Below are 13,338 nucleotides of genomic sequence, written 5' to 3'. Positions count from 1 at the left end.
ACTTCACCAGGAAGCAATAGCCGACGGAACCGCCACCAGCGGCCTTGCCCCAACCTCAGCCGGAAACGGGCATCACCTTACGAACCGCCCACTGAGGTCATCAAGGCATCCCGTTGCGACAGCTTGCGCCTTGGGCATGACGAACCACTTGCCGTCGGCACCGGCGTCCCAGACCGGCATCGCGTTCGGGTGCTCGCTCAGGATGCGGCCAACCTCAATCTCACGAGCCATCCGGGCTCGCTTGGGAAGGGGCGGGTGCTTGCCACGCAACTGCTTCAGGACGACGGGTGTACCGGTCGGCTTGTGGGTCGCATCGAAGACGTCAGCCATGCCGTCCTCTTGACGGTGGAAGGGGAACTTCTCACAGGCGTAGTCCCCGCGCACACCACGCGCCTCGTACGGCGCTGTGCTCGCGAGAACAAATTCTCCTTCCTGCTGGGCGAACTCATCGCCGCTCGCCCATTCCTCCGCAAAGATCTCAGACGCAGCGAGGGTGCGAGTCGTGGTGCCGTGCCGGACGTGGACGCGGAAGTTGTGGTCGTTGCCTGGAGCAGCGACCGCATGCGGGGCCTGGGTACTCGGGGGCACGGTCAGCACCCAGTAGATCTTGCCCTCGTAGGCAGTGGACTTCACCCGTCGCACGCCCACATTGGGAACGACGGGCTGGGTCCAGTGCGCGAGCACAGCTCGGATCCACTCCTCACCACGCCCCGGGGTCGGGTCAACGGGGGCCAGGGCGTTGGCGTGGTCCTCCTTCCCATCGTCGATGCCGATGACGACCACACCGCCTGCAGTGTTGGCCATGGCGGACACATCCTTGGCGAGTTCCTTCTTACCCGCGTCGGTGCCCAGATAGAAACTCCTCTTCCAGGCGAGGTCAACGCTCTCCGGCATCCGGCTCTCGACCGCACGCTGCAGATCGCCCTCGGTGAGGTGATCGGGGTGTCGTCCCAGGACTGCAGTGAGCCGTGTGGGCAGAGTCATCGGTGCTTCAATGTCAGCTCCTCGTAAGACACAGCTGACGCCCTGAGTAGAAATGGCGACCGTGGCGCAGTCGGTACCGATGGGTTCGATGAGGTCGTTCTCTGCCAAGTGGACGAGCGCCTGCTGGAGGTCGGTCTGGGGAATCTCGGCTCCCGCGAAGAACGACCCTGGCGTGGCGAGGAACAGGCCCGGGGCGGTGGGCGACTGGTCACCCGCGGTGTCGTACAGCCACCGGAGGAAGACGTCCATCGTGTAACGAAGACGAGCGGCGCGATCCTTCTGCAAGTTCTTCAGGGTGTGCACGGCGACGCGGCCTTCGTCCGTGAGGTGAACGTGAGGCGCACCGCTGCCCAAGGTCCGGGCGAGGTCTGCCAGGCCGCGCTGCTCCAGCTGGAAGGCGAGCACGGACGCATCTTCGGCCAGTTCGTGTTCTTCAACGAACTGGGTGACGTCAACGTAGTGCCCGGGATACTGCTGTGCGTAGGCGTCCAGCCACAACAGCAGCCGTGCCAGGTGGGCGCTGCTCTCGATTCCCCCACCGCCGTTCAGCGCGCCGCCTCCCTTCGGAGTGGTCTCGAACTGGACGGGCACACGCGAGGGTTTACGACCAGCTGCTCGCTCCAGGCTCTTGTTCGCTTCCTTGACCAGGCCCTTGGCCCACTTGTCGAGTTCACGCTGATTGATGCCGTTGCGGGCCACGATACCCCTCCTGTCGCGGGTGCTTGGGCGACAGGGTACGGGTGGGCACCGACAGTCCGGCCGTGAGCGAGAGCCTCGAAGGGCTGGTCCACGGGTCGCGGTGCAGACCAGCCCTGTCGAGCCAGTTCCTGCGGGCAGGACGGGCGTCCAGCGCCGTGCGCAGGCGCTTGGCGATGGGCTGATACCGCTGGACAAAGCTGAGGTCCTTCAGCTGGTCGGGCTCGGGCAGCTGCCGGTGCGGGGAAGGCCAGCGCTCGGAGAGTGTCCAGCCAAGGGGGCGCAGCCCGGCGCGGTTCATGTCCCCGTCGACGCCCTCCAGGTAGTCCGCGTCGACGGGGAGCTCTCTGTTCGACTGCCAGATCACCCCGTCCAGTTGGATGGGCGTATGGGGAGATCCGAAGAGGAAGCCCAGACAGCGCTCGCGCAGGACTGCCGCGCTCTGCTCGGGGCTCAGCGGGACACTCTTCTCTTCGCCCTTGGGGCCGGGGAGCGCGGTCCTGCAGTCGGTGTGCGGGAAGATGTCGATCTCCCCAAGAACGACGTGCGCTGTCGCGCTCTCGCGGTCGGGGTAGAACCAGTACCTCGGCAGGAGGACGATCACGTCGTAGGCGTCGAGGGCGTCGGCCACCGCCGCCGTGAGCGGGCTGCGGTCGGTGCGAGGCAAGCCGCGGTCGCTCTCCTGTGAGGGGTGGCGGACTACCCACATGCAGGTGTGGTGTGTCAGGAGGCCGGGGCCTGCGATCTCTCGCTTTCATGTCAGTGCGCAACCTGCACATCTCTCAGCAGATAACAGCGGACAAGCCCGGTTCTCTCACTTCCACAACAGTGAACGCGAATGACGGAACCCCATCCTGACCTGCACCTCAGCCCAGTCCAGAACCGCCGCTGTCACTCACCTGGCTTTATCGAGCAGTAGCGACGTCGCTTCTCGATGGGTTTGGGAGGCGCCCCGTTCCACGGACGGGTGATGTCGACGAGTTCGGGAGGCACCGGATCTCTTGCCAGGGCAGCATCGGGATGCTCCTGGTGAAAGGTGCTGGTCATGCCGCGGATGTCGAAGGTCGAGCTGTACGCGGCGATCCGGCGTGACCATCGCGGCGGCATGTCGATGCGGGAGCTCGAGCGCAAGCACGGCGTGACGTGGCGGACGGTCCGCAAGGCACTGGACTCGGCCTGGCCGGAGCCCCGCAAGAAGCTGCCGCCCCGGGCTACCGCCCTGGATCCGTACAAGCCGGTGATCGACGAGATCCTCCGGACGGACCTTGATGCGCCGCGCAAGCAGCGGCACACCGTCATCCGGATCTTCCATCGTCTGGTCGAGGAACACGGCGCCGACGTCTCCTACGGGATAGTCCGCTACTACGTCGCCGGCCGGAAGCCGGAGATCCTGGCCGAGTCCGGCAGGGCACCGCTGGAGGCGTTCGTCCCACAGACCCACCAGCCCGGGCACGAGGCGGAGGTCGACTTCGGCGACGTGACGGTGCGGCTGGCCGGCGAGCTGGTGACCTGCTACCTGTTCTCCTTCCGGCTGTCGTACTCGGGCAAGGCCGTCCACCGAGTGTTCGCCTCCTGCGGCCAGGAAGCCTTCTTCGAAGGCCACGTCCACGCGCTGCGGACGCTGGGCGGTGTCCCGCGGGGCAAGGTGCGCTACGACAACCTCAAGGCCGCCGTCGCCCGGGTTCTCGGGCTGAGCCGGGCGCGGGTGGAGGCCGACCGGTGGATCGCCTTCAAGTCGCACTACGGCATCGAGAGCTTCTACTGCCGGCCGGGCATCGAGGGCGCCCACGAGAAGGGCGGCGTCGAGGGGATGATCGGCTACTTCCGCCGCAACCACTTCGTCCCGGTCCCCGAGGTCTCCTCGCTCGCCGAGCTGAACGAGATGGTCGAGCAGTGGGACCGGCAGGACGACGCACGCCGCATCGGTGCCCGGTCCAAGACCGTCGCCGAGTGCTTCGCACTCGAGCGGCCGCTGCTGATGCCGCTGCCCGAGGAGCCGTTCGAGACGGGCCGGCTGTTCACCCCGCGGGTCGACCGCTACGGGCAGATCCCGGTCCGCACCAACCGCTACTCGGTGCCGATCCGGCTGATCGGCAAGCGGGTGCGGGTCGTCCTGCACGCTTCTCACCTGGTGGTCTACGACCAGAACGTGGAAGTGGCCCGGCACGAGCGGCTGATCGCCAAGGGCGCCGTGCGCCTGGAGCTGGATCATTACCTGGAGGTCCTGGTCCGCAAGCCCGGCGCGTTTCCCGGCTCCACCGCCCTGGAACAGGCCCGATCGGCGGGCAGGTTCACCCCGGTCCACGACGCCTGGTGGGCTCAGGCTCGGAAGGTCCACGGTGAGCGGGACGGCACCCGGGCCCTGATCGAGGTTCTGCTGCTGGGCCGGCACCTGCCGCACGAGCACATCGTCGCCGGCCTGGCCGCGGCCCTGCGGGCCGGGGCGATGACCGCGGATGCGGTCGCGCTGGAGGCCCGCAAGGCGGCCCAGGCCGAGACCGAACCCGCCCCGGCGGGCCAACCGTTGTCCGGCAAGCCGCCGGCGAACGTGACGTCCCTGCACGAGTGGAAGCTGTCTCATCTCCCGCCGGACACCAGGCCGCTGCCGTCCGTGGCCCCCTATGACCAGTTGCTCCGACGTCGTCGCGTCAGCGGCGGTGACCACCGAGAGGGAGAAGCACAGTGACCCTGCCCCGCCAGCGCGGCTTGACCGAGCAGGCCGCCGACGCCGCCATCGACACCGCCTGCCGCATGCTGCGGCTGCCGTCGATCCGCAACGAGTTCCCCGAGATCGCCGACCGGGCGGTGAAGGACCAGATGACCTATCGCGGCTTCCTCGCCGAGCTGCTGATGGCCGAGTGCGACGACCGGGCTCGCCGCAGGTCGGAGAGGCGGATCAAGGCGGCCGGCTTCCCGCGGGAGAAGTCCCTGCGGACCTTCGACTTCGACGCCAACCCGAACATCGACCCGGCCACGATCCACACCCTGGCCAGCTGCGAGTGGATCAAGAAGAGTCAGCCGCTCTGCCTGATCGGCGACTCCGGCACCGGCAAGTCCCACATGCTCATCGCGCTGGGCACCGAGGCGGCGATGAAGGGCTACCGCGTCCGCTACACGCTCGCCACCAAGCTGGTGAACGAGCTGGTCGAGGCCGCCGACGAGAAGCAGCTGAACAAGACCATCGCCCGCTACGGCCGCGTTGACCTTTTGTGCATCGACGAGCTCGGCTACATGGAACTCGACCGCCATGGCGCCGAACTGCTGTTCCAGGTTCTGACTGAGCGCGAGGAGAAGAACAGCGTCGCCATCGCCTCCAACGAGTCGTTCGGAGGCTGGACCAAGACGTTCACAGATCCCCGCCTCTGCGCGGCCATCGTCGACCGCCTCACCTTCAACGGCACCATCATCGAGACCGGCACCGACTCCTACCGCCTCGCCAGCACCCGGGCACGAGCTGAGGAACCCGCCAAGGCCGGCTGACCTCCACATCTGGGCTTGACACCGCTGTTGTCGGCAAGCTTCGGCCGGGCCATGTTGCCGGTCGAGGCACTTCTGGTTCTCGGCATGTCCGTGCCAGCCTGGGCAGGCGGGTGACTTGACCGGCTCTCAGACGGGGAAAGCGTGGCAGACATTGCGGTGCTGGTGAACAGTGTCTTCGACGGCCGGTTGAAGTGGCGCTCTCGTTATCTGATCCACAGGGCCCGGCGCCGAGGTCGGACTGGCCTGCTGATCCAGGTTGACCTGCGCGACCCTGTCCGCAGCATGTCACCCAAGTGGTGCTTGGTGTCCGTCAGGGAAGGTGACCACATGCTCTGCAGCGTGGACCGGACCAACTTCAGAAAGGTTCGTTTCGTCCCTCTTCCCCCAGGCCCGCACTTGCTGCGGCTTGAGACCCTTCGGACCCGCAAGCGACGCTCCACACACGTCGAGCGGACGGTCGTGCTCGGCCAGGGAGACATTCTGCTGGTGACATGTGACCCGGTTCAACCGAACGTCTTTTACCGGCGCAGTCCCAAGGCCGACACCTGGAGTCTGCAGATCCTTCAGTAGCACCGCGCTGGCCGGACACGTCACACTCCTGTCGCCACCTGCCTCGACGGCCAGCCGCTGACGGGCGGCTGGCCGTCCCGCGTTCACGGACTCGACAGTGCCGTCATTTCTCTTCGACATTCACGAGCCGACTGACCGACAACCGACTCCGGAACCGGTCGACAATCGCTGTCCCTTGAGATGAACGAAGCCAGCTCCCGGAGTCCTAGAGGCGACTGTCAATGAATTACCGCTGGACAACTGCTCGTTCCGATGCCGCGATACGCCACGTGTGGCGGCTTCCCGCTGCCGAAGCCGTGCGGGATCAACAAGCACTTTGGTGGAGTGTCGGGCCCGCCGGGGAGCTTGCGGTCCTGTTGGTTCACCGGCGATACCTTGATCGCAGCCGCTACGTCAAGGGATGGATTGGTTGGGGGCCGGAAGTCCCGTTCACCGGTGAGCTGGTCACCGTCACGGGGCAGGAGGAGCGGCGCATCCTGGTGAAGGACATCCGGCTGCGGCCCAGCCATCTGGCCCTGCTCCCGGATTCCCGATTCCTGCTGGTGAGCGGCCGTACATTCCCAAGCGGGAACGATGTCGTCTGGACACCCAACGCTGTGGTCTTCTCCCCGTCCGGCCGACCTGAAGCCGAGTTCTGCGTCGGTGACGACATCCCTGCCCTGGTCACCGATGTCCACGGAGGCATCTGGACGGCCTACGGAGACGAAGGCATCTATGGCGGCCACCCGGAGTCAGGAGCGGGCCTGGCGGGCTGGAACACCCAGGGCCAAGCGTACTGGGCTCCCAACGGACAGCTGCCCGACCACCCGCTGGAAGGCTGCACCGCTGCGACTGAGAACGACCAGGTCTGGCTCGTCTGGTACTCCCGCAGCAGTAAAGGCGGCACCTTCCTGACCCAGATCACTCCCTCCACCGGCGACGTGGTCAGCTACCGCAGCCCCATCCACAGCCCGGACGGGTTCGCAGTCCGCGGCAACCGGGCAGTACTCACCCGCCGGAACCACAACAAGCGGTCCGTCGAACTCATACGTGCCGCGGCGTGGCGGGGATGCCGGCGGCTGCTGCCCAGGCAACGGCGCCCTCGGCGTCGGCGGCAAGCGGAGCATCGTCACCGACACCCTCGGACTACTGCTGTCGGTACTGGTCACGGCCGCGAGCGTGCAGGACTCCGTCGCCGGCACCCACTTGATCGATCAGGTGGTCACCGCTCACCCCTCGATCCGCAAAGCCTGGGTGGACGGCGGCTACCGTCAGCATCTCATCGAGCACGCCGCCCGCCTCGGCATCGACATGGAAATCATCCAACGCGCCCCCGGTCGGCGGCGACCGCTGATGTTCCACCGCCGCCTGGCCCGCGACTACGAAAGCCTCCCCGCCCGCTCCGAAGCCATGATCCACCTCGCCATGACCGACCTGATGGCCCGCCGTCTCACCGGCGAAGCCACCATCTCCTGGCGCGACCCGACACCGCAGGATCAAAAGCCCATGCCGGGATAAAACATTGGGAGAAAACGACCTCTTAAGCGCGGCGGCAGCCGGTCGTGTGGCTGCCGTCCGACTTGTATTGCATGAAGGCGAACCAGGAGCTGGTCTTGGGGCCGAAACGGCCGTCCACGCTCAGCCCGGCGCCGTAGTAAGTCTCGTTGGTCCACTTCTGGATGTCCTTTACCGCCTGCTCGGTGTGGGTGCCGAAGTCCGAGTCCTCATCCAGGCGTGCGGTGATGGTGCTATAGCAGGTGTTCACGCTCTCCTGCAAGGCCAGCACTGCGTAGTTGTGGTCCCCCCGGACCACGACGCAGTTGTAGTTTCCTGAGTTCCCGGTCGTCGACGGCCTGTGGAGGTACAACCCCCCATCACTAGGCACCCAGGTGAAGCCGGTGCAATGGACCTCGGCGGCGGAAGCCGGCGTGGCGCTCAGCCCGAGGGTGGCGGCGATCAGTGCACCGACCACGACTGCGACCAGCTTGATTCTTTTAGTGCGGAATTGCATATTCTCTCCTCATGCTCTCCTTCGTCGAAACGCAATGAGCGTGACAGGCAACCGTTCTGCCTAGAAGGCCGAATTTCAGCCGTTATCGCCGCAGTTCACGGCCTCGGCTTCGAGTGCCTTCCAGCCGGTGATGAACTTGGGCATGGGGTTCTTCCTTGTTGGTCAGGACCGGGCGGTGTGCCCGGCTCCCCGCCCGCCCCCGGCCGCCGGGACCACGGGGAGGACAGGCAGCCGTCACGCCGCCGCGCCGGCCTCTGCCGCACGCCCGGCCGAGGTGGCGGGGACCAAGCCCGGCCCGAACGTCCCCGGCACCGGCCGCAATACGGCCTGCGGCAGCCGGTTGACCTTGGTCTGGTTGCACGGCCCGCACGCCAGCACCAGCGCCGCCTGCATCCACGTGTGCCAGACCGACCGCGGCACGAGGTGGTCGATCGTCGCCTCGTCCAGGCCGGGCCCGAACACGGCGTCGCAGTACCAGCACGACGCCCCGTCCCGCTCCGCCAGCCGCGCCTTCAACAGCCGTCGGCGCCGCGAGGGCGGCTTGCGGTCCACGCTGCTGCTCCTCCTGTGGCGTCCTGTGGCTCGTCTCGACCGACTCCAGCAGGCGGCGTGAGCGGGCGTTCGCCGCCTGGGTGACGGCGACCAGCGGGCCGCCGCGAGGCACTGCCGCTGTCCACCAGCTGACGATCGCACTGACCGCCTCCCGTAATGGTGGAGTCGGATGTTGCAACTCTCGGAATAGCCTCCCGATCGCGCAGCTCGGGCCCGTCAGCTCCTGATTGGAGTGAAGCAGCGGACACACCGACCAGCAGGTCAATCGTCGTCTGGAGCAGTTCCCACCCATGCGACCGGCTGTCCTTCGGGGGTGGTCCCCAAGTGCGGATACTTCGTCTCGTGCCCGACATCCAGGACACAGATCCGCCCCCACCTGCCATGTTTTCCAGGACACCGCTGGATTAGCAGGTCATGGTCGCCTTCCCTCACAGCACGGTCGTACCGCTCCTGGGAGCGCCGGAGAGTGGGGCTGAGCTCTCGTGCCAAGGAGGCTTCCAGCTCGGGCGTGGAGCGCCGGCCAGCACGGCCGCAGGGGCTTCCTCGGCTCGGGTCGGCGTAGGCATGGCGAGACCGTACCGCCGTGAAGGCTGCGGACGCTCCGGTCGCGGCGTGTCCGGGCGCCCCGCGCACCGGAGGCTAGCGACGACCCTTCGCATAGCGGCTCGGACTTCGTCGGCGGCCTTCGGAGTGCGCGCCCCGCGCAGGTGCGTAGGGCGCGGGCAACCTCGACCAGGTCATCGGATCGCGCGTCGCCGAGGTAGTCGTTGACTCCGAGGTGTTCTGGCGTCCCCCGGTGAAGTGGGCCGACGGGCCGCATCCGGCACGTTCCCGACCGGCATCGCGGTTGCACCTCAGCAGACAGCCCCGGCACGTGCCTGGGTGGCACGGGCCGGGGCTGGTTGGCCGAGGGTCAGCGGAGGGTTAGTTCGTGTCGCCGACCGTTACGTTCTGCTTGTTGTAGTTCTTGCCGTTGCCGTCGGGCTTGTAGTTCCGCTCGTAGTTGCCCGCGAGGTCCATGGAGAACCACTGGACGACGGTGTTCTTGTGGACCGTGATCTTCTCGGCGCCCTCGCGCATGCCCGCGGCGGCGAGCTTCGGCGAGTTCATCGTCGGGCGGCTGCCGTCGAGCGTGTAGTAGATGTTCGCCGGCTCGTCCACGGTGAAGGTGAACGTCGTCGAGGTGGCGGACGCGTCGGTCACCGCGAGCTTCGACGTGGGCTGCTGGTGGTCCTTGTCGTAGGCGCGGGCGACATCGAGGATGCCGATCTGGCCGTTGGAGAACTCCATGGCCTCCTCGTGGCCCTCGCTGAACGGGGGCTGGAAGCCGACCGCGTTGTACTTCTTGGTGGCCGGGTCGTAGAGGTCCGTGCCGACTTCGAAGTCCCAGCCGATGATGCCGTTGTTGTACCAGAACTCGTCGGCGCTGTTGCCGGCCGCCGAGTACAGCACGTCGACCACGGGGCCGGTGCGTCCCGGCTGGATGCCGGTGCCGCGCCAGTCCTGGACGGCGGACAGGATGTGGGTGGAGGCGTTCCAGAAGTAGTTCTCCGTGCCCATGTCCGTCCGCGGCAGCACCTCACGGCCGGCGGACTTGTACGCTCCCGGGGGCCACATGAAGTAGCCGCCGTAGGAGTGGGTGTTCATCGCGAACTTGATGTTCTTGAAGTTGTTCGCGAGCCACACCTCGTTGCGCGCTTCCGGCTCCGACAGCTCCGACGGACCTGAGTAGGTGTCGCCGGTGCAGCTGGTGCTGCCGCCGGTGTAGCCGTCGAAGCCACTGCCGACGGAGAAGTTGCGGTTGAGGTCGACGCCCCAGGAGTTGCGGCGTGCCGGGTCCGAGTTGTCCGCAGCGCAGTAGTTGACCATGTTCTTACGCTGCATGTTGTAGTCGTACATTGAGTAGTGGGCGCCGTCAGGGTTCATCGTCGGGATGATGAAGATGTCAAGGTCGTTCACCAGCTTCTTGGTGTTCGCGTCCCGCGCGTAGTTGCGCAGCAACCGTTCGGCGGTCTCCACGCAGGTGATCGGGGTCACCCACTCGCGCGCGTGCTCCTGGCAGTAGAGGAACACACCGGTCTTCGAGCCGTCCCGGTGCTTGCCGATCCGGATCGCCTTCATCTGGAACGGCTCACGCGAGACGCTCGCCGGCGCCTTGAGGCCGTCGGTCAGCGGGGTCGCCGGGGCCGCGGCCACCACACCGGTGCCATTGCTGGTCCGGTAGAGGCTGGCGGTCACCAGCGTCGACACCGCCGCGTTGGCGTTGATGGCGTTCACGACCTGGCCTGCGGTGCTGGTGATCGCGCCGGAGGCGTCCGTGGCCAGGTTGACCACCAATTCCTTGCCGTTGACCGCGACCGACAGCGGAGCGTTGTTCGCTCCCGGGTTCTTCAGCGTGATGCTGAGGTCGTTGCCGCCCTCACTGCCGTACGCCTTGGAGGTCACGTAGAACGTGCTCGCCAGCGCGGTCCCCGAACCCGTGCCGAACTGCGCCTGCGCCTGGCGGCGGTAGCCGTTCGTCTTGTACGGGAGATTGATGATCTCCGAGATGTTCGGGAATTCCTTGGCGAGACCGACGACCCGGTCGGTGACCTCGGTCGGGTCCATGTAGTGGTCGACGAAGTCCGATACGTAGTTCGGGCTCGGCGCCTTGACCGGGTCACCCAGCCACTTGGTCACCGGCACGGTGATCGTGCCGCCGCGGCTGCTGGTGACGGTGACCGTGGCGGGGGCCTCGGTGATGGCCAGCGGCGCGCTGAACCGGTGGTACATGTACTGGCCGGCGTCGGTGAAGCGGGACATCGTCGCCGTCCCGCCGGAGCCAGGCTTGGTGCCCTTGCCACTGTCCCAAGAGGCGGTGAGGACGGTCTGGGCGTCCGTCGCGCTGGACTTCACCTCGACCGACAGGAACCGCTGGCCGTTGAGGCTGGTGAACCACTCGGCGCGCAGGGGCGTGAGCGTGTCAGCCTCGGCCGCGTCGGCGGCCTCGATCGCGACCGCCTGCGAACGGGCGCGCATGTTCGCGTTGTAATCGCCCTGGTCCGAAATGGGGTTCTGGACGTCGAAACCCTGGTCACGCAGGTTCTCGGTCTCATCAGGGCTGAGGACGGCGTGCACTTCGATGCCGTTGTCGACCGGCTTACTGTATTCGGCCAAATCGACACCCATGGCGTCAAGCTTGTCCACCCCCGACTTATCGGGAACGACGATGCGCATCAGTGCGACACCGTTCTGGGCGGTGCTGGAATCGCGGTCGGGTGTGACCGGTTGGCTCGTGGGGGCGCCGAGCGCCGGAAGGGCACTCATGGTGACCGCCAAGGGAATTGCGAGCAAGAGCGCGTAATGCCGCGCTCTGCGGGGACTCCTCATCGAGTTTCCTCCATCTGGCGCGCCCTCCCGAGACGGGGGTGTCAGTCGGGCGAGGCACCCAAGTGGTGGGAAGTCTGTTGGGAAAGGTAAAGCGCCGTCAAGATCTCCGCGACCTCAAATTGGGACACTTCGCAACGGGGCTATTCACCCTGGGCATTCAGCGGAATTGGGTGATCTGAGAGGGTGTTAAGTCCGGTTTTTTCCTCGGTTCGTGATCGCTCGATCGTGGGACACTCGGCTGCCTGGTCGAGCAGGGCGGTGCCAGCGGCCTTGTCGTGGGCGGATGCGGCCAGCACGACGACGCCGATGATCAGCCCCAGAACGTCGACGGCCAGTCCCCGCTTGCGGCCCGACAACCTTTCGCTCCACGAGCGGGCGTTGGACGGCAGAAGCTGGTCGCGTTCGCCGCTTCCGTCGTCCGGGGCGGTGTGCAGGGCGAGGCAGGCGCTGGCATGGGCGGCTGCCTCCGCGGCGCCGCCGTGCGGTTCCTGCTCCCAGCCGGTTACGCCATCGGCGCCGGCGGCCTCCCACCCGAATCCCTGATCGATCGCGCGGCAGTTTCCTGACTCCGGTGTGCCCGTGGGCGAACTGCACCCAAATCGGTGCGGCCACCTGGCAGGTGCCGCTCCGCGCCTGGTCTGGTCGGCGGCGGTATCCGTGGTCAGGGCGTGGAAGAAGCTGGTCGCGAGTGTGCAGGCGGTTGGGCAGGCGGCCCCGTGGGCGTGTGCCGCGTCGTGCTCGTACGTGTAGGCGGCGTAGAGGAAGGTCTGCCAGGCGGTATGCGCTCGGGGACTGCCGGCAGGGCGCCAACGGGGACGCACAGGCGCAGACGCGTTCGTACCCGGACGAGCCGCCTGCCGCGGGGGCGTGCTTGGGCGGCCCCCGGCACCGCGCACTGGGGCGCGTGCCGGGGACCGGGGTGTGGCGTAGCTCAGTTGGCGGTGTGGGTGTCGCCCTGCTCGGCGCGCACCGTGGCTGCGTGGGTCTCGGCGAGCCACGCAGCCCCTGCCACCCACACCGGGATCCGGCCAGTGCGAAGGGTGTCGTTCAGCAGGCGCGCGGCCTCTTCGGCGTGTGTGCGGCGCGCTCGTGATCGCCTTGGTCGCCGTACCTGTCGGCGTAGGCAAGGTGCCGGGACGCGCTCATGATTGCGTTGTGCGCCTTGGGGGAATCCACCTCCAGCGCAATCCCGTCGCCGAAGATCCCGTCACGCAGGGTGTACTCGCGGCCCGCGGGCGGTCGGGTGTAGCGGACCGCCACCAGCTCTACCGCGTACCGCGCGACCTGGAGCCAGACGGTGCCGCGCCCGGTCTCGGTGGCATCGTGCAGCATCGCCGCGATACGGCGCGCGCCCTCATCGGCCGCTGCGAGGACCGGGAGCGAACCGCTGCATCGGTAGTCGGCCAGGCCGGATGCCGCCTGCTCAGTGACTGCCTCAAGGTCCGGCATCTCGGTCGCCTGGTGCCGCACAGCGTCGGTGGGAAACATCAGGGGCACGGTGGGTGTCCTCTCGTATCAGATCGGGGCACGCCCCGGGGTTCGGTGCGCGCGGTGCTTCCCCGGCCCGGTGTAGGCAAGCGAGTAGGAGTGGGTTCGAAGTGAGGGTCGTGTCCCTTCTCGTGGTGTAGCCGATCATCCGGCGGTTGTGTTGGGGGTGTTGGGTAGTGCGGGGGCGCTTTCGGGGCGCTCGGCGGGGT

8 protein-coding genes and 2 pseudogenes are annotated in these 13,338 nt (G+C 67.2%); 3 read left to right on the top strand and 7 right to left on the bottom strand.

The window, feature by feature from the left end; genetic code table 11:
• Positions 1-72 precede the first annotated feature (72 nt).
• Together ACIOWN_RS34100 and ACIOWN_RS34095 are read right to left on the bottom strand one after the other, a co-directional pair.
• Positions 73-1,683 carry an ATP-binding protein gene (locus tag ACIOWN_RS34100; RefSeq protein ID WP_362357364.1) on the bottom strand — a complete coding sequence of 537 codons (1,611 nt, stop codon included), beginning with the start codon at positions 1,681-1,683 and terminating at the stop codon, positions 73-75.
• Positions 1,655-2,347, bottom strand: a complete 693-nt coding sequence (locus ACIOWN_RS34095) for a hypothetical protein (RefSeq protein ID WP_362357366.1) — start codon at positions 2,345-2,347, stop codon at positions 1,655-1,657. The genes ACIOWN_RS34100 and ACIOWN_RS34095 overlap by 29 nt, the downstream gene beginning before the upstream one ends.
• Positions 2,348-2,734: 387 nt before the next feature.
• Between ACIOWN_RS34095 and istA the strand changes: the two genes are divergently transcribed.
• The 3 genes and pseudogenes from istA to ACIOWN_RS34080 all read left to right on the top strand — a co-directional run.
• Positions 2,735-4,366 (top strand): IS21 family transposase, encoded by a 1,632-nt coding sequence (gene istA, locus ACIOWN_RS34090; protein ID WP_362357417.1) that lies wholly within the window; start codon positions 2,735-2,737, stop codon positions 4,364-4,366.
• Positions 4,363-5,160 carry an IS21-like element helper ATPase IstB gene (gene istB, locus ACIOWN_RS34085; RefSeq protein ID WP_401984408.1) on the top strand — a complete coding sequence of 266 codons (798 nt, stop codon included), beginning with the start codon at positions 4,363-4,365 and terminating at the stop codon, positions 5,158-5,160. Before istA ends, istB begins: the two co-directional genes overlap by 4 nt.
• A gap of 1,659 nt (positions 5,161-6,819) precedes the next feature.
• Positions 6,820-7,227: pseudogene (locus ACIOWN_RS34080) on the top strand (transposase); the annotation flags it as partial.
• A 22-nt stretch (positions 7,228-7,249) separates the two neighbouring features.
• Here ACIOWN_RS34080 and ACIOWN_RS34075 read toward each other — a convergent pair.
• The 5 genes and pseudogenes from ACIOWN_RS34075 to ACIOWN_RS34055 form a co-directional block, all read right to left on the bottom strand.
• Positions 7,250-7,720: a peptidoglycan-binding domain-containing protein gene (locus tag ACIOWN_RS34075; RefSeq protein ID WP_362357378.1), complete on the bottom strand. Its 471-nt coding sequence runs from the start codon at positions 7,718-7,720 to the stop codon at positions 7,250-7,252.
• A gap of 234 nt (positions 7,721-7,954) precedes the next feature.
• A complete protein-coding gene (locus ACIOWN_RS34070) occupies positions 7,955-8,272 on the bottom strand; it encodes a hypothetical protein (protein ID WP_362357380.1) in 318 nt (105 codons plus the stop codon).
• 924 nt (positions 8,273-9,196) lie between these two features.
• The gene (locus ACIOWN_RS34065) at positions 9,197-11,440 is read right to left on the bottom strand and encodes a M14 family metallopeptidase (protein ID WP_401984406.1); all 2,244 of its coding nucleotides are present in this window, start codon (positions 11,438-11,440) and stop codon (positions 9,197-9,199) included.
• A gap of 434 nt (positions 11,441-11,874) precedes the next feature.
• Positions 11,875-12,462 (bottom strand): annotated as a pseudogene (locus ACIOWN_RS34060) (hypothetical protein); the annotation flags it as partial.
• Positions 12,463-12,688: 226 nt separating this feature from the next.
• Positions 12,689-13,129, bottom strand: coding sequence for a hypothetical protein (locus tag ACIOWN_RS34055; protein WP_362357384.1), 441 nt, complete (start codon positions 13,127-13,129; stop codon positions 12,689-12,691).
• Positions 13,130-13,338: the final 209 nt, after the last annotated feature.

This window comes from Streptomyces sp. NPDC087787, assembly GCF_044743035.1.
Classification (GTDB): domain Bacteria; phylum Actinomycetota; class Actinomycetes; order Streptomycetales; family Streptomycetaceae; genus Streptomyces.
The sequence above is the reverse complement of the archived record's forward strand: the minus strand, read 5'-3'. Positions and strand labels throughout refer to the sequence as shown.